21 protein-coding genes and 2 pseudogenes are annotated in these 18,980 nt (G+C 63.1%); 13 read left to right on the top strand and 10 right to left on the bottom strand.

All coding sequences use genetic code 11. The features are described 5' to 3' along the window. The first annotated feature begins 29 nt into the window (after positions 1 to 29). Positions 30 to 620, top strand: a complete 591-nt coding sequence (locus ACZY1I_RS10130; protein ID WP_463754202.1) for a TetR/AcrR family transcriptional regulator — start codon at positions 30 to 32, stop codon at positions 618 to 620. A gap of 1 nt (position 621) precedes the next feature. Here ACZY1I_RS10130 and ACZY1I_RS10125 read toward each other — a convergent pair whose 3' ends face one another. Next, on the bottom strand, positions 622 to 1,107 hold the full coding sequence (locus tag ACZY1I_RS10125) for a VOC family protein (protein ID WP_463754201.1): 486 nt from the start codon (positions 1,105 to 1,107) through the stop codon (positions 622 to 624). Positions 1,108 to 1,219: 112 nt separating this feature from the next. On the opposite strand from ACZY1I_RS10125, the gene ACZY1I_RS10120 reads away from it, so the two are divergent. Next, the gene (locus ACZY1I_RS10120; protein WP_463754199.1) at positions 1,220 to 2,425 is read left to right on the top strand and encodes an amidohydrolase family protein; all 1,206 of its coding nucleotides are present in this window, start codon (positions 1,220 to 1,222) and stop codon (positions 2,423 to 2,425) included. A 125-nt stretch (positions 2,426 to 2,550) separates the two neighbouring features. On the opposite strand, the gene ACZY1I_RS10115 is transcribed toward ACZY1I_RS10120, so the two are convergent. From ACZY1I_RS10115 to ACZY1I_RS10100, 4 genes are all read right to left on the bottom strand, one after another. Further along, positions 2,551 to 2,808: an anti-sigma factor family protein gene (locus tag ACZY1I_RS10115; protein WP_463754198.1), complete on the bottom strand. Its 258-nt coding sequence runs from the start codon at positions 2,806 to 2,808 to the stop codon at positions 2,551 to 2,553. Beyond that, a complete protein-coding gene (locus ACZY1I_RS10110; RefSeq protein WP_463754197.1) occupies positions 2,805 to 3,425 on the bottom strand; it encodes an RNA polymerase sigma factor in 621 nt (206 codons plus the stop codon). Before ACZY1I_RS10110 ends, ACZY1I_RS10115 begins: the two co-directional genes overlap by 4 nt. Before the next feature lie 37 nt (positions 3,426 to 3,462). Further along, the gene (locus ACZY1I_RS10105) at positions 3,463 to 3,972 is read right to left on the bottom strand and encodes a YkgB family protein (protein WP_463754196.1); all 510 of its coding nucleotides are present in this window, start codon (positions 3,970 to 3,972) and stop codon (positions 3,463 to 3,465) included. 143 nt (positions 3,973 to 4,115) lie between these two features. After that, positions 4,116 to 6,047, bottom strand: coding sequence for a glycoside hydrolase family 64 protein (locus ACZY1I_RS10100; RefSeq protein WP_463754195.1), 1,932 nt, complete (start codon positions 6,045 to 6,047; stop codon positions 4,116 to 4,118). A gap of 178 nt (positions 6,048 to 6,225) precedes the next feature. Between ACZY1I_RS10100 and ACZY1I_RS10095 the strand changes: the two genes are divergently transcribed. Continuing rightward, the gene (locus tag ACZY1I_RS10095; RefSeq protein ID WP_463754194.1) at positions 6,226 to 6,432 is read left to right on the top strand and encodes a hypothetical protein; all 207 of its coding nucleotides are present in this window, start codon (positions 6,226 to 6,228) and stop codon (positions 6,430 to 6,432) included. Between the two features lie 9 nt (positions 6,433 to 6,441). Further along, complete coding sequence (locus ACZY1I_RS10090) at positions 6,442 to 7,113, top strand: glycine-rich domain-containing protein (protein ID WP_463754193.1); 672 nt, start codon at positions 6,442 to 6,444, stop codon at positions 7,111 to 7,113. Here the strand turns inward: ACZY1I_RS10090 and ACZY1I_RS10085 are convergent. Continuing rightward, entirely contained in the window at positions 7,096 to 7,647 is a 552-nt protein-coding gene (locus ACZY1I_RS10085; protein ID WP_463754192.1) for an N-acetyltransferase family protein, read from the bottom strand. The two genes, ACZY1I_RS10090 and ACZY1I_RS10085, sit on opposite strands and share 18 nt — an antisense overlap. A 40-nt stretch (positions 7,648 to 7,687) precedes the next feature. Here ACZY1I_RS10085 and ACZY1I_RS10080 point away from each other — a divergent pair, with 40 nt between their 5' ends. The 4 genes from ACZY1I_RS10080 to ACZY1I_RS10065 all read left to right on the top strand — a co-directional run bounded on the left by ACZY1I_RS10080 (position 7,688) and on the right by ACZY1I_RS10065 (position 11,410). Further along, the gene (locus ACZY1I_RS10080; RefSeq protein WP_463754191.1) at positions 7,688 to 9,136 is read left to right on the top strand and encodes an MFS transporter; all 1,449 of its coding nucleotides are present in this window, start codon (positions 7,688 to 7,690) and stop codon (positions 9,134 to 9,136) included. Positions 9,137 to 9,257: 121 nt separating this feature from the next. Further along, entirely contained in the window at positions 9,258 to 9,623 is a 366-nt protein-coding gene (locus ACZY1I_RS10075; RefSeq protein WP_463754190.1) for an RNA-binding S4 domain-containing protein, read from the top strand. Positions 9,624 to 9,748: 125 nt separating this feature from the next. Continuing rightward, positions 9,749 to 10,702, top strand: coding sequence for an alpha/beta fold hydrolase (locus ACZY1I_RS10070; RefSeq protein ID WP_463754189.1), 954 nt, complete (start codon positions 9,749 to 9,751; stop codon positions 10,700 to 10,702). 216 nt (positions 10,703 to 10,918) lie between these two features. Beyond that, positions 10,919 to 11,410, top strand: coding sequence for a hypothetical protein (locus ACZY1I_RS10065; RefSeq protein WP_463754187.1), 492 nt, complete (start codon positions 10,919 to 10,921; stop codon positions 11,408 to 11,410). A gap of 49 nt (positions 11,411 to 11,459) precedes the next feature. Here ACZY1I_RS10065 and ACZY1I_RS10060 read toward each other — a convergent pair whose 3' ends face one another. Continuing rightward, positions 11,460 to 13,091 carry a long-chain-fatty-acid--CoA ligase gene (locus ACZY1I_RS10060; protein ID WP_463754186.1) on the bottom strand — a complete coding sequence of 544 codons (1,632 nt, stop codon included), beginning with the start codon at positions 13,089 to 13,091 and terminating at the stop codon, positions 11,460 to 11,462. 365 nt (positions 13,092 to 13,456) lie between these two features. On the opposite strand from ACZY1I_RS10060, the gene ACZY1I_RS10055 reads away from it, so the two are divergent. Continuing rightward, positions 13,457 to 15,760: a putative bifunctional diguanylate cyclase/phosphodiesterase gene (locus tag ACZY1I_RS10055; RefSeq protein WP_463754185.1), complete on the top strand. Its 2,304-nt coding sequence runs from the start codon at positions 13,457 to 13,459 to the stop codon at positions 15,758 to 15,760. Between the two features lie 14 nt (positions 15,761 to 15,774). On the opposite strand, the gene ACZY1I_RS10050 is transcribed toward ACZY1I_RS10055, so the two are convergent. Together ACZY1I_RS10050 and ACZY1I_RS10045 are read right to left on the bottom strand one after the other, a co-directional pair. Further along, positions 15,775 to 16,164, bottom strand: a complete 390-nt coding sequence (locus tag ACZY1I_RS10050) for a TetR-like C-terminal domain-containing protein (protein WP_463754184.1) — start codon at positions 16,162 to 16,164, stop codon at positions 15,775 to 15,777. Beyond that, a pseudogene (locus ACZY1I_RS10045) lies at positions 16,151 to 16,282 on the bottom strand (hypothetical protein); the annotation flags it as partial. The gene ACZY1I_RS10050 and the pseudogene ACZY1I_RS10045, both read right to left, overlap by 14 nt. Positions 16,283 to 16,464: 182 nt before the next feature. On the opposite strand from ACZY1I_RS10045, the pseudogene ACZY1I_RS10040 reads away from it, so the two are divergent. Then, positions 16,465 to 16,676 (top strand): annotated as a pseudogene (locus ACZY1I_RS10040) (thiamine pyrophosphate-dependent enzyme); the annotation flags it as partial. Between the two features lie 111 nt (positions 16,677 to 16,787). Here the strand turns inward: ACZY1I_RS10040 and ACZY1I_RS10035 are convergent. Then, complete coding sequence (locus tag ACZY1I_RS10035) at positions 16,788 to 17,564, bottom strand: SDR family oxidoreductase (RefSeq protein WP_463754183.1); 777 nt, start codon at positions 17,562 to 17,564, stop codon at positions 16,788 to 16,790. A gap of 77 nt (positions 17,565 to 17,641) precedes the next feature. On the opposite strand from ACZY1I_RS10035, the gene ACZY1I_RS10030 reads away from it, so the two are divergent. The 3 genes from ACZY1I_RS10030 to ACZY1I_RS10020 all read left to right on the top strand — a co-directional run bounded on the left by ACZY1I_RS10030 (position 17,642) and on the right by ACZY1I_RS10020 (position 18,914). After that, positions 17,642 to 18,232 carry a TetR/AcrR family transcriptional regulator gene (locus ACZY1I_RS10030; RefSeq protein ID WP_463754182.1) on the top strand — a complete coding sequence of 197 codons (591 nt, stop codon included), beginning with the start codon at positions 17,642 to 17,644 and terminating at the stop codon, positions 18,230 to 18,232. Positions 18,233 to 18,426: 194 nt separating this feature from the next. Beyond that, positions 18,427 to 18,735 (top strand): hypothetical protein, encoded by a 309-nt coding sequence (locus tag ACZY1I_RS10025; protein WP_463754181.1) that lies wholly within the window; start codon positions 18,427 to 18,429, stop codon positions 18,733 to 18,735. 14 nt (positions 18,736 to 18,749) lie between these two features. Next, a complete protein-coding gene (locus ACZY1I_RS10020; RefSeq protein WP_463754180.1) occupies positions 18,750 to 18,914 on the top strand; it encodes a hypothetical protein in 165 nt (54 codons plus the stop codon). The last annotated feature ends 66 nt before the right edge of the window (positions 18,915 to 18,980 follow it).

Genomic DNA, 18,980 nt, shown 5'->3' with positions numbered 1-18,980 from the left:
CCGGGCTGTGCCCGGGCTAATTTCTAACGATGACGTCCGCTCGGCAGTCCCGCCGCTGGGCCAAAACCGACGCTACGCAGCGCCGGATCCTGGACGCATCGACCGAGGTGTTCGCCAGCAAGGGCTTCACCGCGGCAACGATTGCCGACGTGGTGACCGAATCAGGTGCCAGCATCGGGAGCATCTACCACCACTTCGGCGGCAAGAGCGAGTTGTTTCTGGCGATCTTCGAGCAGATGGCTGACGCTGTGGACCGTCGTATCGAGTCGGCGATGCAGGAGGCCGGCGACCCCGCACCGGACCGCCGTCGGGTCTTCGAACTGCATGTCCGGGCTTACCTCCAAGCGATGTGGGAGAACCGGGTCGCCGCCAGAATGCTGTCGTCCGGGGATACGCCGGCCGGATTCCAAGCCGCACGGCGCGCGCGGATGACGGCCGCGTTCCGCAACTGGATGGCGGTTCTGGAGTTGGCCACGTCGCCGCGCGGAGAACTACAGAGCCGAGTGCTCATCGCGACCGTGGCGGAGTCCTCGCTGATGGTTGCGGCCTGCGAGGACCCTGACGAGGTGCCCCCCATCGTGGAGGCGACGATCGAATGGATCGCCCGGCTCACCGAGTGAGCTAGACCTTGGCTCGCACTCCCGCAGCCGCTGCCTCGATGTCGGCGATGACGATCTTGGACATCGTGTGCATCGCCTTGGTTGCCGCGGCGGCACAGTCCGGATCCGGATCGCTCACCAGGTCCATCAGTCGGTCAGGCACGATCTGCCAGCTCAGGCCGAAGCGATCCTTGAGCCAGCCGCACTGCGATTCTTCACCGCCGTCGACCAATCGGTCCCAGTAGTGGTCGATCTCGTCCTGGTCTTTGCAGTTGACCATGAACGAAACTGCCTCGCTGAACTTGAACACCGGGCCGCCGTTGATGCCGATGAACCGGGTGCCGTCCAGCACGAATTGAGCGGACAGTACCGATCCCGGCTCACCCGGACCCGCCTCGCTGTAACGGGTGACATCCTCGATATGCGAGTTCGGGAACACCGACGTGTAGAACTCCGCTGCCTCCTCCAGGTTGTTGTCGAACCACAGTGAAGGGGTGATCGATGGCATTGGCCGTCTCCTTGTCGATTGTCGTCTTGAAGAGATAGACCACTGCGGCCGCCGATTCTCATCGGTCCGGCAGTCATTGACACTTATAGAACGTAATTCTAATAATTGGGAGATGACCGCGGCGCCGGTAGAGCAGCAGGCACGTCGCAAGTTGTGGGCCAACTCGGCAGATTCGCACTTCATTGAGCCCGCTGACCTCTGGCAGGCCCGCCTACCGAAGCGCTTGGCCGACCTGGTGCCGCGCAGCGAGAAGGATTCGGACGGACAGTGGGAATCCATCCATGTCGACGGACAGATGTTCCGCCGCAGGCTGCCCAGCGTCGCCCAGCAGAAGTTCATGGAGGCGACCGTGGCCGCGGCCGGGGCTCGCGACGTGAGCAAGAGGCTGACCGACTTGGACCACGAGGGCATCTGGTCGGAGTTGGTGTTCCCGTCACTGGGCATGTGGTCGGGGTCGATTCGCACACCGGAACTGCTCCGCGAAGCGATGCGGGCCTCCAACGACTGGTCTGCGGAGACGATCATGGCGCACTCGCCGCGCTTGATCCCGACCGCACAAGTGTCGACACTGGACATCGGAGACGCGGTCGCCGAGCTGCGCCGTTGCGGCGCAATGGGTTTCAAGGCAGTGTTTCTTCCAGTGACGCCACATCCGGCGCAGCGCGACTACCACCGCGATGAGTGGGAGCCGTTCTGGACCACCGCCGAGGAGATCGGCATGGTGATCGCGTTCCACATCGGCACCGAGCCAGTAGATTTCGCGGCCGGAGATTCGATCGGCGTGACGTACCGCGGTCCGGGCGGGGCGGTGCTCAACTACGTCGAGACGTCGTTCGGCGGTCAGCGCGCGGTGGTCAAACTTGTTGCTTCCGGCGCACTGGACCGGCATCCGAACCTCAAGGTCCTGGTCTCGGAGGGCGGCGCAACATGGGTGCCGTTCGTCGCCGACCGGATGGAGGAGGGCTACCGCCAACACGCAATGGTGGTGCGGCCCAAGCTCAATCGCAGCCCACGCGAAATCATCTATTCGCAGGTGTACGCGTCGTTCCAGCACGACTCATCGGCGATCACCGCGATGACGGCGATGGGCTTCAACAATGTGCTCTGGGGCAGCGATTACCCTCACACCGAAGGCACTTTCGGCCACACGCAGGAGACGCTGCATCAGTTGTTCGATGGCGTTGATCAGTCCGTTCAGGACCGCATCCGGTTCGGAGCTTTCGCCGAGCTGTTTCCGGATGCGCCGCAGCCTCCTGGGGACGGCGTCAGCGAGACTGCGCCCACCGCGCCGAGAATGCGCTCACAGCATGGCTTTTGAATTCTGACGCCTCTCAATGCAGGCTCGTCGCCGTGTACGCGGTCTCGATGCCCTAGGCGCATGTTCGGCAATGGTGAGCCCGGGTCGAATTGATGCAGGAATATCGATAATCCGAATGCAGCTGTCTACTCTGGCGGTCGGTCGGTTTGCCACCCGCTGAAGGTCTGCATCAGCCGACGACGGAAATCGTCGTCAAGCCGGTCGGCGGAAACCCGGCCCAATGTGCCGATGGTGGTGCGGAATTGCTCGATGTAGTTCTGGCACCCGTCGCACTCCCCCAGGTGCGCGTCGAACCGGGCCCGGACGGCGGGATCGAGTACACCCTCGAGATAGTCGGTAACCAGCTCGACGAGTTCGTTGCAGTCCATTGCGTCCGCGGTCATGATTGCGCTCCAACATAGTCTTCGAGTTCTTGGCGCACTGCGGCGCGACCGCGGTGCAATAGCACGCGTTGGTTGGCCGCGCTGATCTCCAACATCGAGCACACTTCTTCGGCGCTGAAATCCAATACGTCGCGTAGGTTGACCACCGTCCGCTGCCGTTCGGGCAGCCGACTCAGGGCGCTCCCGGCAATACGCGTCAGTTCGGCCCCGAGCAGCGATCCCTCAGGCGTGTCCGGGAACGGCGCGGGCGACTCCTTCCAGTGCCCGGGCAGCGGATCGCCAGAATCGCGGAAGCGTTGTGGGTCGACAGTGCCGCCCGTACCGACCCGCACCGCGGTGTCGGACTGTCGACGTTCGGCGAGTCCATGCTTCTTGGCAATATTGATCAGGATGCTAAAGATCCAGGTCCGCAATGACGATCGGCCTTCGAATCTGCCGATGCCCTGCAACACCGCTATCCAGGTCTCCTGCACGACGTCTTCGGCCACTTCGCGATTGGGAACGTAGTCGCGCGCCAACCGCAGCATCGAAGGTCCTTGCAGGTCAACCAGTTCCACGAACGCCGATGCGTCACCATTGCGCAGTCGTACGCCTAGCGCGTCCGCATCGCTCGGCATCTCGGCATCCCATCGTCTCGGCGGGTTGAAGCGCACTCTATCGGCTGGAAGTTGCCTTGCTGTTGAGCGCACCGAGGCTGTCGCGCAAAGTCCACACTGATACGGCCAGCAGCACAACATCTTTGAGTAAGAACCCACCGGTGTCGGAAAGGACCGGAAAGCCGCCGGCCTCGGCAGCCGTCACGCCAGGGGTGGAGAGCATGAAAGACATTGTGGTGCAGAACATTCCGACCGCACCGATACTTCCCAACAGCGACAGTCCCGGCTTCCACGGCTTGACCGCGATCAGCGCCGCCAGCGTCAGTTCCACCACGCCGAGGATCGCCGAGAAGGTGGTCACCGAGAAGACGCTGTAAACCCAGCTCATCAGCGGGCTGTTGGAGACCAGCGGCGCGATTCCGTGCGCCTCGTAGCTGGTGAACTTCAGCGCGCCGATCCAGCCGATCACCAGCACCAACGAATACCGCGCCGCCACGTCGGCCACCGGGGCCAAGCGTGCGTCCAACGCTGACAAGCGCTGGCTGGAGGCGAAACTCTGCAATGCCATGATGTGATCCCTTCGGATTATTTTTTTCCGTCAGGCATTGGTGCGGCGTTACCCCGAAGGCGTTACACACTTCCGCGAGAAATTTTCGGATGCCCCGGTGCGTGCCCCGGAAATCGCAACGAGTCAGGCCCGCCGAGTGCTCGCTAACCGAGGGTGAATGACAACCGAGTCGGCGGCTGAGCGTTGGGCAGGATCAGCACCGAGCTTTGGTTGTTCACGTCGTCGAAGGGAAAGCCGTACGCCAGGTTGCTGATGCTGTTGGCGTGGAAGAACTGTGCCCAGTTGTTCCACCGCCCACCCGTCGGGTAGTAGGCGGCAACATTGGCCCACTGGTCCGGCGAGGTCGCCACACCTCGGTTGAATGCCGCGTTGAACTCGGCGAGGAACGCCCCCTGTAAGTCCGCCCCAACGAATGGGCCATTGGAGGCAAAGACCTGCGCCGTCGTAGGTTTCACCATCGTGTACGTCGAGGCGCTCCCCCCGTCGGGGGTCAGGCTGTAGACGAACTGACCGCTGGCGTCCACGCTGCCAGTCACCGTGTAACCGGGGCCGTCGTACAAGAATTGGTGGCTTTGATAAGTCGACCAGAAGTCGTTGATCGGCTGGTTGAGCCAGCTTGCCAAGCCACCGGGCTGGGCGGTCCGCGGGGCCAAAATCCGCAGCGGGTCACCGCTGGTGTCGTTGAGGATCAAGGACTGGAACTCGGTCGGCAGCGAGGCTGCGTACTGCTGGAACACTTGAGTCCGCGACAGAGTTATGCCACGGGTGTCCGCAGGAAAAGTGGGGTCCTGCGCCAGCGTGAAAGAGATTGGGAACCCGAACTGGTCCACCTGGGTGGTGTTGCCGCCGAAGGCAACTGCACCGTACTTGTAGGTCATCTCGTACCAGTCGTAGACCGTGTTGTAGTTCGGATCGGCAGGATTCGCAGGATCGGGTCCCGCCCAGCCCGAGTTGTCGGGGGCGATGCCGATATAGAGCGGGTTCTTCAGCGACATGAATATCCGGCCGCCCTGGAATTCGGACGGTATCGAGAGGTTGCCCGTCTGGTCGAGGGTGAACGACATATTGGCGTAATTCACCCCGTTGTACGTGAGGTGGCCTGTGGCGTTGGCGGCGCTGGAGTCGATCGCGTGGGCCACGCCGTACTGATCGATCCACGACCAGTGACCGGGTGTCGTCTGGCCGAGCAGGGTCAGGTAGATCTGGCTATCGAGCAAACCGGTGTTGTTGGTGAAGGGTCCGATGGGGAAACCACCGGGAAGGCCGGCGGCTCCATTGAGGCCCGCGTGACCGACGCTGCCAAACAATCCGGGCGCGCCACCCGCGCCGCCGAGGCCGCCGGTCCCGCCCGGACCGCCGACACCGAACACACCGGTGCCGTCGGCTGGGCCTCCGGATCCACCAGTGCCCCCGGCCCCACCGGTACCGCCGGTGCCACCATTGCCGAACAACAGCCCGCCGTGACCGCCGACCCCGCCCGCCCCGCCAGGCCCGCCAGACCCGCCGATCTGACCCGCAGGGCCGGCCGTGCCGGTCGTCCCGACTCCGCCAGTCCCCCCAGTTCCGCCAGTACCGAACAATCCCGCCGCGCCGCCGGCGCCGCCGGTCTGTCCGGCCGCCCCGGACCCGCCATGGCCACCGTTGCCCCACAAGATGCCGCCCGGCCCGCCGGCCTGGCCGGTCCCCGCGGCCCCGTTGGTGCCGTCGCCGATCAGTGGGCGTCCCAGCAACGCGTTGAAGGGCGCATTGATCACATCCAAGATGCCGTGTTCAAGGGCCTGTAACGGCGCCACACTGGCCGCCTCAGCAGCCGCATAAACACCCGCCCCCGTGTCGAAAGCTCGCACGAACCGCTGCTGAAACGACGCGGCGTGGGCACTGATCGCCTGATAGGCCTGTCCATGCTCGCCCAGCAAGGCCGCAATCGCCGCCGACACCTCATCCGCGCCCGCAGCCAGCAGCGTGGTAGTCGAACCCGCGACCGCCGCACTGGCCTCATTGACTGACGAGCCGATACCCACCAGATCCGAAGCCGCCGCCACCATCATCTCCGGCGCCACGCTGACAAACGACAATCTGCACCTCCGAGGAACGTTCCAGAATCAGTTCTCGAGCGAAGTCTGAATAAGCAGATATCAGTTGTTCAACGACTGTGCAACAACGGGGGCGTAGCCGACCCCGACAGCGCGTTGTCCCCCGATTGGGGGACAACGGTTTCATCCCGCCGGTGGACATACATAGCGCAATCCGCATATGACAATTGTTCCTATCGGCTGGGGTCCAGGAACGCAGACCGCCCCCACCAACTGGAAGGCAACAATCATGAGCAACGCGACCAACACCACTCAGACCGTCACGATCGGCCGCCTCTCCATCGCGAGCCCGACGGGGCGCTCCGCCGAGCTCCTGTGCTTCTGCAAGTCCCGCAACGAAGACCTTGGATTCGCTCAGGCTCGCTAAACTGCGGTGGTGCTTGAAGGTCGACTTGAAGACGCGTTGGCCTTCAATGCACCCTTTGTCATCGATCGACTTGTCAAAGATCGGGTAGCCGAAACGTCGGCCTTCGCCGAGCAGCTCTTCACCGAAGTCAAAAGGTACCTCGTGCTGTGCGAGGCAACCCCCGACATGACGTTCGGGATGTCCTCGACGATGGTGGACGAGGCCTGGCACGCCTTCATCCTGTTCACTTCCGAGTACACGGAATACAGCCATCGCTTCTTCGGCGACTACGTCCACCATTCGCCCGCCCAGGAACATGGTGCGCCCGAGCCCACCGCGGTCAGTGGTCAGCCACAGAATGTGGCTTCCTTTAACGATTTTCGTCAGCGTTATCAGGACCTGTACGGCCAGCCGCTACCGGACATCTGGTACGACGACAGCAGCGTGGCCCCTTCCCGGCGCGTGATCAACACCAGGGCCGGGACATTGACTCCCGTCGTCGAGGACCACATAGTCCACTTGATGGACGACAACGGGAACACGTTGCTCTCCGTCAACGAATTAGCCAGTGAGGCAGTGAATTTCATCACCGAGACGCGCGACTTCTATGTGCGCGAACTGCCCGGCGACCTGACCGGGGAAGAGAAAGCCGGCGTGATCGCGCCGCTGGTCCGTTTGGGAGTGTTACGTCTCGCGCCGTAGCGCAGTGACGTACCTGACCTGCTGCGCTGACAATCCACCGAGGACAACTGGTTGCTGCACTCCGTCGGTCGTCCACCCATTGCGTTCGTAGAATCGTCGGGCCCGCAGGTTGGCGGCAAGAACCCATAAGAAGGCCGCGTCGTGGCCGGCGCGACTCAGTCGGTTGCACCCGGCGGCGAGCAGAGCGTGGCTGACCCCTGCGCCCCAATACGGCGGGTCGACGTACAGCGACCAAATCTCACCGCTGTCGACCCATTGGTCGTCGCGCGATCGGCCGATGGTGATGTGGCCACGTATCGAGTCGCCGTCAAACGCGACCAAAGTGTATGGCCCGCTTGGGTCCATCCCTTCAAATTTGTATCGAGTCGCCATCTCCTCGGGCTGCAACCCATCGAGAAACTCCTGCGCGACGAGATCTCGATAGCCCTGCTGCCACGATCGGACGTGTACTCGGGCGACGGCCATCTTGTCCGCTGCTGTCGCTTCTCGGACGTCGATCACCCCCGAAGTATCGCCCTCGATTCGTCGGGGCACCAACGCTCCGACGGCGTATCGTCTGCAGGTGGCTCGATCCATGGCTGAACCGGCGACAGCGCGCCCGTGGGCGGCGTTATGGGCGATGCTTACCGGCTACTTCATGACCCTGATCGATTGGACCGCGGTGTCCGTCGCCAATCCGTCGATCATGACGGCGTTGCACACCGACTACGACTCGGTTGTCTGGGTGACCAGCGCGTACTTGCTGGGGTTCGCCGTGCCGCTCCTGGTAGCCGGGCGCCTCGGTGACGAATTCGGCCCGAAGACAGTGTATTTGGGCGGCCTTGCGGTCTTTACCGCGGCATCGGCGTGGTGTGGCCTGGCCGATTCCATCCAGATGCTGGTAGCGGCGCGCGTGGTGCAGGGCATCGGTGCCGCGTTCCTCACTCCGCAGGTGTTGTCGATGATCACCCGCGTTTTTCCATCCGAGCGCCGCGGCGTCGCGACGAGCCTCCGGGGCGCCGTCGTCGGGGTCGCAACGCTGGCCGGGCCACTGGTCGGCGGCGTGCTCGTCGACGAATTGAACTGGCATTGGATCTTTTTCGTCAATGTGCCGATCGGCATCCTGGCAGTCGGGCTTGGCATCTGGCTGATACCCGTGCTGCCCAAGAGCCGGCACCACTTCGACGTCATCGGAGTCCTGCTGTCCGCCGTCGGCCTTTTCTTGATCGTGTTCGCGTTGCAAGAGGCCCCATCGCAGCACGGGGCGCCCTGGATGTGGGCGATGTTCGCCGCCGGTTTAATCATGATGGCGGCGTTCGTGTACTGGCAGGCCACCAATAAGGGTGAGCCATTAATTCCGTTGCGCGTGTTCAAAGATCGCAATTATTCGGTCGCCAGTCTCGGGGTTGGTGTGCTCGCTTTTGCCTGGACCGCCATGGCGCTGCCTTTCATGTTTTTCGCGCAACTGGGATGCGGGCTGTCGGCGATGCACGCGGCGCTCCTGACCGCGCCGCTCGCGGTGCTGACGGCGGTGCTGACGCCCGTGGTAGGTCGGGTCGCAGACCGTTCGGACCCGCGTCGAGTCATCGGCGGCGGCTTCGCGGTGTTGGCCATCTCAATGGCCTGGCTGTCGGTAGAGATGACCCCGGCTACTCCCATCTGGCGGTTGTTGTTGCCGTTCCTCGCCGCCGGGGTAGGCGTGGTGTTCCTCGGTGCGCCGCTGGCCGTCACCGCCATCCGCAATCTGCCCCCCGAGTTAGCCGGTGTGGGCTCCGGCGTTTTCACCGCAGCCCGTCAGGTCGGCACGGTGTTGGGCAGCGCCACCATGGCCGGACTCATGCATTGGCTGGTGATTCGTCAGCTGCCGCTCATGACCGGCGTGAACGCCGGTGGCCAGGGGCCTGAGGTCGTACCGCCGGTGAAGTACCGGAACGAATTCGCGACGGCAATGTCTGAGTCGATGTTGCTGCCCGCGGTCATCGCGTTGCTGGGCGTGGCCTGCGCGTTGCTACTAGTTGGATCACACCGGTCCTCAGCCTCATGAGTCGGAACCCACTGCGAACACACGCCACAGAAGTCGCAGCCTGGCTAGGTTCGTGCGCGCGATCTACGACCCAGGGTCAACAGCTGTCTGATCGAACCGCTCAGCCGTCATGATGGATGGCATGGAGTCGACCCGCGTGGACCGGTGGTTGTGGGCGGTCCGTCTGACCAAGACGCGCCCGGACGCTGCGGCGGCATGCCGAGGTGGCCACGTGCGGGTCAACGATCGACCGGCAAAGGCGGCGACCTCGGTGTCGCCCGGTGACGAGGTGCGGGCCCGGGTGGGTGATACGACAAAGGTCGTCGAGGTGGTACGCGTGATCCAGAAGCGGGTCGGCGCAGCCGATGCCGTGACGTGCTACCTCGATCGGACACCTGCGCCGCCCCCGACTTCATCCATCCCGGTAGCGGCCCGTGATCGTGGTGCCGGGCGGCCGACCAAACGGGACCGTCGGGTTCTCGACAAGTGGCGCGCGAGCCAGTCATGAATAGCCGTTGGCGGTCCTAACTAACGCGCGGTGGTGCTGGGGACCCGTGATGAATACTTCGGGGTACGCACGCTAGCCGCGTGTGATCGTCTACTGGCGCACCGCATTCGACTAGGAGATCAGTGATGAGCCCCTACGCCAACGCTTTTGGACCCCATGCCGCAGCGGATACCTACATCGAACATCGCTACCCCGAACAGCTCTACGACACCGGCGAAGTCCGGCTCAACTATGCCCGCGCCGGGGACGGCGCCTCTCCGCCGCTCCTTCTCATCCCCGGGCAGACCGAGTCATGGTGGGGTTACGAAGCAGCGATGCCCCTGCTTGCCGAGCACTTCAACGTTTTCGCCGTCGATCTGCGCGGCCAGGGACGCGCCACGCGCACTCCTGGCCGATACACGTTGGACAACATGGGAAATGACCTGGTCCGGTTCATCGACGGCGTGATCGAACAACCCACTTTTGTCAGCGGGCTGTCCTCCGGCGGAGTCTTGGCCGCTTGGCTGTCGGCCTACGCCAAACCTGGCCAAGTTCTTGGTGCACGTTACGAGGACCCGCCGCTGTTCTCCTCCGAAACCACACCCGCGGTCGGGCCGTCGCTACGCCAGGGCATCGGTGCGATGTTCGATCTGTGGGCAACCTACCTGGGCAACCAGTGGAGCATCGGAGCTTACGACGAAGCTCGGACGGCCGCTCCCGACAAGATCCCGTCGTGGCTGGCAGCCATGCTGGCGCACCTGCCCACTGACGGGCCTCCGCAGAACCTGAAGGAATACGACCCGGAGTGGGGCCGGGCCTTCTACAGCGGAACCGTCAGCGCCAGTTGCGACCATCAACGCATGCTGTCAGCCGTCAAGGTGCCGGTGCTGTTCACCCATCATTTCCGCGTTGTCGACGAGCAAACCGGCGACCTCATCGGAGCGATCTCCGACCGGCAAGCGGCGCGCGTCGGGGAACTCATCGAAGGTTGCGGACAGCCCTTCACCTACCAGTCCTATCCGAAGATGGGGCACTCGATGCATGGCCAGGACCCGCGGTTGTTCACCAAAATTCTCGTCGACTGGACTCGATCGCTATAGTCGACGGGGCTGTTCACGGCCGAATACGCTGCGCGCGCATCGCAAGGCGGATAACCTGACGCTCGGCAGCAGAGGGGTGCATCGGCGTTGGGTGTGGCAAGTTCGATCAGGCACGTGGTCGGTGGGCTAGCGGTTGTGGGTGCTTTCGTGACCCTGATCGCATGCAGTTCCTCCGGGACACCCTCGGGGACAGCTCCGTTTGGACAGTCCAGCGTGGTGACTACCCTTCCCGGCGTTGAGACGTGCGAGAACCGCACGAGTCCGAATGACGCGTCACCGGAGTTCTATCGGCAGCAGTACGCCAATGGATTGGCATCGCAGCTGAGGACCAAGCTGAGCGCCTACGATTCGGCGGTCGATTCCGGCGACGTTCAACATATCGGCGAGTCGGCGGCTGTTCTCGCCAGCGAGGTGCGAGTCGACGCAAAATTGGTCACCGAGTTTCCGCGATTGTATGGCTGCTACGACAGAGGCGTATTAGCCGATTTGCGGCGCGCGGCAGAGGAATTCGCGACTCGACTCGATGCCATGTCATGCTCCGGAGCCGACATGTGCAAGAAGGTTCACGCTGAGATTCCCAACCTCGTCGCGGGGGCGAAACCCCAGCAACGTTCCTACGTCGCAGCCATCAATACCTATGCTGCCCAGTTCGGTGGCGAGCAGTTGCCGATGCCGCGCACCACGGCCGGGTTCAAGATGCGCCTCTAGTCACCGACGATGAGAAGTGCGCTGTGACGGATGGTGACATCCGCCCGACTTAGCCAAGTTGCATCTGGCGTAACTTCTTTCGGTCAGGCTTGCCCACAGAGGTTGCTGGTAGCTCAGCGAGGAACACGACCTCCTTGGGTACCTTGTAGCCCGACAGGTTCGCTTTGCAGAACTCGCGGGCTTCTTCCTCGGTCATCTCTTCACCGGACTTGAGGACCAACGCGAGTTTGAGACTCTCACCGCGCTTTTCGTCGGGAATGCCGAAAGAGCAGGCTTGCAACACCTTCGGGTGCGAGTACATCAGTTCGTCGATCTCCCGTGGGTAGACGTTGAACCCGCTGGAGAGAATCATGTCCTTTTTGCGGTCAACGATGAAGATGTGGCCGTCTTCGTCCATGTAGGCAATGTCGCCGGTAAGCAGCCAACCGTCCTTGAAGGCCTTCTCGGTCTCGACGGGATTGTTCCAGTACTCCCGCATGACGGTCGGCCCCTTGGTGATCAGCTCGCCGGGTTCACCCAGTGGCATGTCCTTCGTGCACGTCTCCAGGTCGACGATGCGAACGTCATTGTCCGGGAACGGAATACCCACCCCACCGGGCTTACGCACGGTCCGCAACGGGTTGGCGGTGACGATGTTGGAGGTCTCGGACATGCCGTACCCCTCCGTGATCACCGCGCCGGAGAGCTTCTCGAATGTGCGCATCGCTTCGATCGGCAGTGGCGCAGATCCGGAGACGACCGCCTTGACCGATCGGATCTTGGAGGTGGTGATGTCAGGGTGCTGGTTGAGACCGATGATCATGGCGGGAACTGCCGGGAAAATATTCGGTTCGTGCTTGTTGATCGCCGCTAGGACATTGTCGACGCTGGGCTGCGGCACCAGGATGATCGTGCCGCCGCTCACGTGGTTGGCGTTGACGTTCATGTTGAAGCCGTAGATGTGGTAAATCGGGACCGCCGCAAGGCTGCGCAGCGGCTCGTCCTTGTCGAGGAGCGGAGCCATCCAGTAGTTCTCCTGGTAGGCGATCGACACCAGGTTGTCGTTGGTCAGCACACAACCCTTGGACAGCCCGGTGGTGCCGCCGGTGTACTGGAGCATCAGGACGTCAGACGGGCGAACCTCGACGTTGGGCTCGGAATCGTCGGCGGCGCCGACTAATTCGTTGAAGTCGTGGATACCCGAGCCGGCCTCCACTTCCGTTGTCACGCTGGGAATCTGGAACGTGATGACGTTCTTGAGCGGTGTGTCCTTCGATTTCAGAATCTCAATCGGCCCCTTGGCAAAGGCCGCCAGCACAATCAGCGCTTCAGCACCACTGTCCTTCAGATAGTGGTGCACCTCCGGCACCGCGGCCAATGGGTTGACCTGAACCACGATCGCTCCGAGCTTGGCGCAGGCCTGGAACGCGATGACGTACTGCGGCACGTTCGGCGACATCAGCGCGACTCTGTCGCCCTTCTTCACGCCCAACGAGGCCAGGGCATTAGCCGCCTTGCGCGCCATCATGTTGACGAGCCCGTAAGGCATCTTGATGTCGTTGATGATCAGGTAGTCCCGCTCGGGAGTCGCTTCGGCACACGCGTTGAACATCTGCTTGATAGACAACGGTGGATATATGACGGAGTGAGGAACGCCCTTGTCGTAGAGCTTGAACCACGGCCTGGTCTTGTCGACTGTCACGGCGCAAAGCATTGCACCGCGGCACCGATCCGGTAAAGACATTGCCGTACTTGAGCCGACATTCGTCTGGGCCGAGACAGGACCGCGATGAGCACTCCGATCGTGGCTGCGACCTGCACAGTTCATAAGGTGCCGCAATGTAGTTCACCGGCTGCGACGCGAAAAGTATTGCTAGAGTGGTCATTCAGCGTGGAAGGACCACAATGCACCCGGCGGACTCCGCAATCCACTGAGCGAAGATGTCGACATCAAACGAAGCCGGCTGAACGCAGCCTAGGATGTTCGAGCACGAAAGTCGCGCCAGTACCAGCCGGATGTGTCACGCTGCGAGGATCGACCTGCGATTGTGGGAGGCGGTGAGCGTCGTGAGCACTCGTCGACAACTGCGGCGCATCACGCCGTTGCTCATCCTGCCGGTGGCCGGCGGTGTTGCGTTGGCGCTTTTGTTGATCTTCCGATGGGGAGGCGAGGGTGTAGTCCGCACGGTCGACAACCTGGGTCTGCTGGCGTTGTCAATTTTTGCGACGGCCTGTGCGGCGCTCGCCGCTCGATCTGCCCAGGGACGTGGCCGCCGGGCCTGGACGACGATGACGATCGCGCTTGCCACCTGGACCGTCGGACACCTGCTTTGGGCGCTCTCCGCAATTACCACCGGGCACAATGGTTTTCCGTCTCCGCCGGACTTCTTCTACGTCGCCTTCGCCCTGATGGCAGCATTCGCAATGGCCCAGTTCCCCACCACGCCAACGCGGGGATCACGGCTACGCGTCGTCCTCGATGGCGTCACGGTGGCGCTGTGTCTGTTTCTGCTGATGTGGGCGGTCGCACTGAACAGTGCTTACGACAGCTACATCGTGAATCGAGACGTACCGGTTGTGGCGCTGCTCTTTCCGATCGGCAACCTGATGGTGTTGACCACGGCGCTACTGATCGTTGTGCGGGCCGACTCCCGATATCGAGCTGAGCTGTGGTTGCTCACCGTCGCGATAGCGGTGATAACGGCCACCCACACCGCCTACGTCCACCACGTCGCATTTGACCGCTTCCGCACCGGCACTCTGCTCGATCTTGGCTGGTCTGTAGCGATGATCGTTTTCGCCGGCGCCGCGCTGCTGAGCCTTCGTTCTCCGGCACCGACTCGTCTGGCAGCAGCTGTGTCGTCCAATTCGTCGTTGTGGCTGCCGTACGTACCTTTATTGCTGGCAGGCACTGTGGGACCGACAATTCTCATGTCAGGTCTTGAGTCAGTCGTCGTGCCGCTCATCATGTCCGCCGTGGTTTTACGACAAATGGTGGCCGCCTGGGAGAACCGGCGACTCCTGGCCGCCGCCGCCGACCAAGCGCTGCGGGACCCGTTGACCGGGCTGGCCAACGCCACGCTTTTCCACGACCGCCTAACCCAAGCGATGATGCTTCGACAGCGCGACGACCGTTCGGTTTCCGTCCTCTCTGTCGATCTCGATGACTTCAAACTGGTCAACGACAGCTTGGGCCATTCGGCTGCAGACACGCTTCTCGTTAGTGTCGGCGAGCGCATCAGCGCCTGTGTGCGGGCAGGCGACACGGTGGCACGACTGGGTGGTGACAACTTCGCATTATTGCTCGAAGGTCGTTCCGACGAGTCTTATCTGGTGGCCGGACAGGTGGTTGAGGCTTTCGATCAGCCATTCGTCATCGACGGCGAAACGATGTTGATGCGTCCCAGTATCGGCATAGCGGTGGCCTCGTCGGACGAGCCGGATTTGGCACCAGAAGCACTGGTGAAGCGCGCCGACACGGCGATGAACGCGGCCAAGCGCGCACGCTCGTCGGAACTCCATTCATTCAGCCCAGATATGGCGCTGATGGAGACCGATGTGCCGGAGTCTTCGGACCCGCCTGCCGGTGCGGGAGTCGCGCAGATCCGTCTTCTGGGCGAGTTGCGCCGCGCGATCGATCGTGCCGGGTTGGATCTCGTCTACCAGCCGAAGCTGCATCTGCGTTCTGGGCGGATAGTTGGGCTCGAGGCGTTGCTGCGTTGGCCGCATTCGAAGCTGGGTGTATTGCGACCGGCCGAATTCATGTCGCTGGTGCGCCAGCACGGACTGATGCGGCGACTGACCGAATTGGTGGTGTGCAGAGCGCTCGACGACGCGGCGTGTTGGATGACGGCAGGCGCGAGCACGGCGGTCGCGGTGAATGTGTTCCCCACGGACCTGCGGGATGCGGCATTGCCGGATGCGCTGTGTGAGGCGTTGAGCAAACGCGGTCTTCCTCCGGCTCGGTTGACTGTCGAGATCACCGAGGATCTGGTGGTTAACGACATCGCCCGCGTGTCGGCGGTGCTGCACCGGTTGCGCGAACAAGGCATCCGTGTCGCGATCGACGACTTCGGCAGCGGTTTCTCGGCGCTGTCCTATCTCCCCGATCTGCCCATCGACGAGGTGAAGCTGGACCGTCAGTTCATCTCGTCTGTCACGACCGACACGCGGGCCGCAGCGGTCGTGCGCGCCGTGATCGACCTCGCCCACGAACTGGGGGTCATCGTGGTCGCGGAGGGCATCGAAGACGCCGTCACCGCCGACTGGCTGCGCGAGCATGGCTGCGACATCGGACAGGGCTACTACTTCGGTACTCCTGTCGCCGCCTCAATGGTTCCCCAGTTGATCCTCGCAGGAACGGTCTCTTAGTCCTTGCTCGTTGGTCAGTCGCCCTGAGCGAAGCCTCGTTCGACGGCGTTGACAACGCGTTCGATCAAGTCACCATCGATTGGCTGTCGGGAAAGTAAAGCGCGGAAATGCAATGGCGCTGTGGCCATTTCGAGGACGAGCACGGGATCGGTCTGCGGCGGCAACTCACGGCGCAGCACGGCGCGATCGATGATGATTCGGGCGGCATCGAAACGGACTCGCCAAAATTCAGCCCGGGCAGCGGCGAGTGCGGCGTCGTCAGCGGTGGCGGCCATCGTCTGGACCAACGTGCGGCCCAGCGGCGTAGCGAGGTAGTCGGCTAGCGACTGAGCAAAAGCGACCAGATCGTCGTGCAGGGTGCCGGTGTCGGGGATTGAAAGCTGCGCCCCACTAAAGGAGAGCAACGCGTCGAATGTTGTCTACTAACGCGTCAATACTGCGTCGTTTACGCGGTCGGTAGCTTATGCCGTCCACCAGGATTTAGTGGGTGGTATTGATCAATCTATCAAGCAGTGATTCGGCGCGGCATTCGAAAATCGCCTGGCCGCGTGCGTGGCCCTCGACGGCCTATACGTGCCTCACTGTTAGCGCTGACTTTCCCGGCACCCAGGCCGATGCCGAAGCCGCGCTGCGGGCCGCAGTCTGCACCCGCGGCCGACGCGATGATCGCCCAACTCATGGCCGCCAACCCCAACATCCATTGGGCGCGTGGCGTCAAGCGGCATATTGTCGCCACCATCGGTGACGGTTCGTTCCAGTACTCCGTGCAGGCGATCTGGACGGCCGCCCAGCATCAGCTACCGGTCATCTTCGTGGTACTGCGCAACGGGTCTTACGCCATCTCAAGTCGTTTGCCTTGCTGGGGAACACGCCCGGTGTACCCGCACTCGATCTCCCCGGACTGGACATCGGCTCAGCGGACTTACGTTGGCGCGCAACCTGACTAAGATGATTTCTGAAAAGCCAAGCGGCGGAGACTTGGTCGGCGTCGAGGGCGGCGCCGGAAACCGCTGCGGCCCATCCAGATCTAGATGCCGGGGAGTTCGCCGCCGTCGACGATCAGGCTGGCTCCGGTGATCCACTGCGCCCGGTCAGAGGCGAGGAAGGCGACGGCCTCGGCGATATCTCGCGGGTCGCCGGGGCGCCCCAGAGGGATGCCCGCTGTGGTTTCGGCGAGCGAGACGCCCATCGCGTCGGCGAAGTTCTGGCGGATCGCGTCGGCGCCCGGTGTCAGCACGTTGCCGGGCACAATCGTGGTCACGCGGATTCCGGCCGGCGCGAGCTCGGCAGCGAGCGCTTTGCCGTAGGCGTTGAGTGCGGCTTTGGCAGCACCGTAGTGGGCCAACGGCGGCGCAGGCGTCAGCGCGGCTCCCGATGAAATGTTGACGATCACGCCGCCCGCCCCGGCCTCGCGCAGCGCCGGCAAGAGTGCGTTGTTGACCCGGACGGCGGAGAGGTAGTTGAGGTCGAGCGCGTCGAGCCATTCCTCATCGGGGATGGATGAGATACCACCGAGGTATGTGCGTGCCGCCGCCGCGTTGTTGACCACGATGTCGACGCCGCCCAGTTCGTCGAGCGCTGCCGCCGCGAACGCCTGCGCACCCTCGAGCGTGCTGATGTCGCCTTGGATGAAGGTAGCTTCCGTCGGCGTTTCGTCGGTGCTGTTGCGCGCTGTGGTGACAACGGTCGCGCCACCGTCGAGAAGCCGCTGCACGATGGCCGCGCCGATACCACGCGAACCTCCCGTGACGATCGCGCGCTTGCCGGAGAATTCGGAAGAGTTCAATGCTGGGGTTTTGGGCATGCGGTCCACTCTACGGGTTTTGGACCGAACGTCCAGAAGTTTCGGAACATACGTTCAGAATGACGTATATTCGGGGAATGGCGCGACCACGGAAATTCGACGAGCGCGAGGTTGCAGTCGCTGCACGCCTGCTGTTCAACGAAACGGGTTACCACGGCACCTCGGTGGAGGATCTTTCCCGCGTTACAGGGCTCAGCAAGGGCAGCCTCTACGGCGCGTTCGGCGATAAAGAGGCATTGTTCCTGCGAGTATTCGACGAGTACTGCGCAAACTCCGACGAGGATGCCGCCGCGCGACTCGAAGGTCCGGAGGACCAGGCGCTGGACCGCATTCGCGACTGGCTCACGGCGCCGGAGGGCTGCACCGACCGGCGCGGCTGCCTGTTGGCGAAGGCCACAGCCGAACTCGCGTGGGAGAACGAAGCAATCGCGGCGCGGTCGCTCGCGGCGCACGAGACGCTACTGGACAGCTGCCGCCAACTCGTCGAGCAGGCGCAGCGTGCCGGGCATCTAGATCCAGCCGCCGACGCCGCAGCACTCGGCGGGCTAATCCTGACTACGCATCGCGGGCTCGAGGCGCTCGCCAAGGCAGGAGTCGACACGGAGGCGAGGAACCGCATCGCCAACGCCATGGTCGACGCCATCGCGCTCACTTCGGGGCGCGGGTAAGCGCCGACGCAAGAATTTCGCAACCGGTTCGTGAGCGCCTCACAAGTGCTGTGCCACAACCTTCTAGAGAGCGCATCGGAGCACCGCGGCGAACCCCAGTTGGGATTGGTAGCAGTGCGGGCAGTGCGTACTTGACGACAACAAACGGGACGCCCCGGTGACAGGGCGAACCCTTCAAAAGGAAGAGAAGGACCATGAATCTGAATCTGAAGCGGACGGTCACCGGAGCGTTGCTTTCCGGAGTTGGCGCGGTCGCCACTCTGGGGTTGGCCAGCCTTGGCCCCGGGGTAGGCACCGCGCAGGCCGAGGTGAGGTGCGACCCGGTTTGCCACGGCACCTGGTGCCCAGGCGACCCGGTGTGGTCACAGGTCCGCGACCTGATGAACACCTGGGACAGGAATGTCTGCCATGAGTTCCACCAGGTGTTTGGTTCTACCTACGCCGAGGGACCGCTTCCGCCGGGAACGTTTGTGTGCCCGCCCATTTCGTTCATGTGCCCCTGAATCCGCTAAACGGAATGGCCATTGACTACGGCGAGGAGTGCGACACCCGCACGGCCCTGCGTAGTTGCAGTCGCGGAACGCTGGGGGTTGTCGCGAAGACGATGCGCCGGTGGATCGACCGCACCGAGGTCGACGCCGTTACCCGCGACGCCGCTACCCACCGATACGGCGCGGGGTAAGGACGAGACCGCCAATCTGGTGGGCGAATACACTCACCCCATTGCTGGCAGGCATTGCGCGCGAGG

Source organism: Mycobacterium sp. IDUB_37, assembly GCF_055419245.1.
The sequence above is the reverse complement of the archived record's forward strand: the minus strand, read 5'-3'. Positions and strand labels throughout refer to the sequence as shown.

Coding starts and splice junctions, on each gene's coding strand:
- ACZY1I_RS10075 (WP_463754190.1), top strand. CDS start 9,258: ATGGAGTCGACCCGCGTGGACCGGTGGTTGTGGGCGGTCCGTCTGACC.
- ACZY1I_RS10120 (WP_463754199.1), top strand. CDS start 1,220: ATGACCGCGGCGCCGGTAGAGCAGCAGGCACGTCGCAAGTTGTGGGCC.
- ACZY1I_RS10080 (WP_463754191.1), top strand. CDS start 7,688: ATGGCTGAACCGGCGACAGCGCGCCCGTGGGCGGCGTTATGGGCGATG.
- ACZY1I_RS10025 (WP_463754181.1), top strand. CDS start 18,427: ATGAATCTGAATCTGAAGCGGACGGTCACCGGAGCGTTGCTTTCCGGA.
- ACZY1I_RS10110 (WP_463754197.1), bottom strand. CDS start 3,425: ATGCCGAGCGATGCGGACGCGCTAGGCGTACGACTGCGCAATGGTGAC.
- ACZY1I_RS10095 (WP_463754194.1), top strand. CDS start 6,226: ATGACAATTGTTCCTATCGGCTGGGGTCCAGGAACGCAGACCGCCCCC.
- ACZY1I_RS10020 (WP_463754180.1), top strand. CDS start 18,750: ATGGCCATTGACTACGGCGAGGAGTGCGACACCCGCACGGCCCTGCGT.
- ACZY1I_RS10030 (WP_463754182.1), top strand. CDS start 17,642: ATGGCGCGACCACGGAAATTCGACGAGCGCGAGGTTGCAGTCGCTGCA.
- ACZY1I_RS10035 (WP_463754183.1), bottom strand. CDS start 17,564: ATGCCCAAAACCCCAGCATTGAACTCTTCCGAATTCTCCGGCAAGCGC.
- ACZY1I_RS10130 (WP_463754202.1), top strand. CDS start 30: ATGACGTCCGCTCGGCAGTCCCGCCGCTGGGCCAAAACCGACGCTACG.
- ACZY1I_RS10125 (WP_463754201.1), bottom strand. CDS start 1,107: ATGCCATCGATCACCCCTTCACTGTGGTTCGACAACAACCTGGAGGAG.
- ACZY1I_RS10070 (WP_463754189.1), top strand. CDS start 9,749: ATGAGCCCCTACGCCAACGCTTTTGGACCCCATGCCGCAGCGGATACC.
- ACZY1I_RS10115 (WP_463754198.1), bottom strand. CDS start 2,808: ATGACCGCGGACGCAATGGACTGCAACGAACTCGTCGAGCTGGTTACC.
- ACZY1I_RS10105 (WP_463754196.1), bottom strand. CDS start 3,972: ATGGCATTGCAGAGTTTCGCCTCCAGCCAGCGCTTGTCAGCGTTGGAC.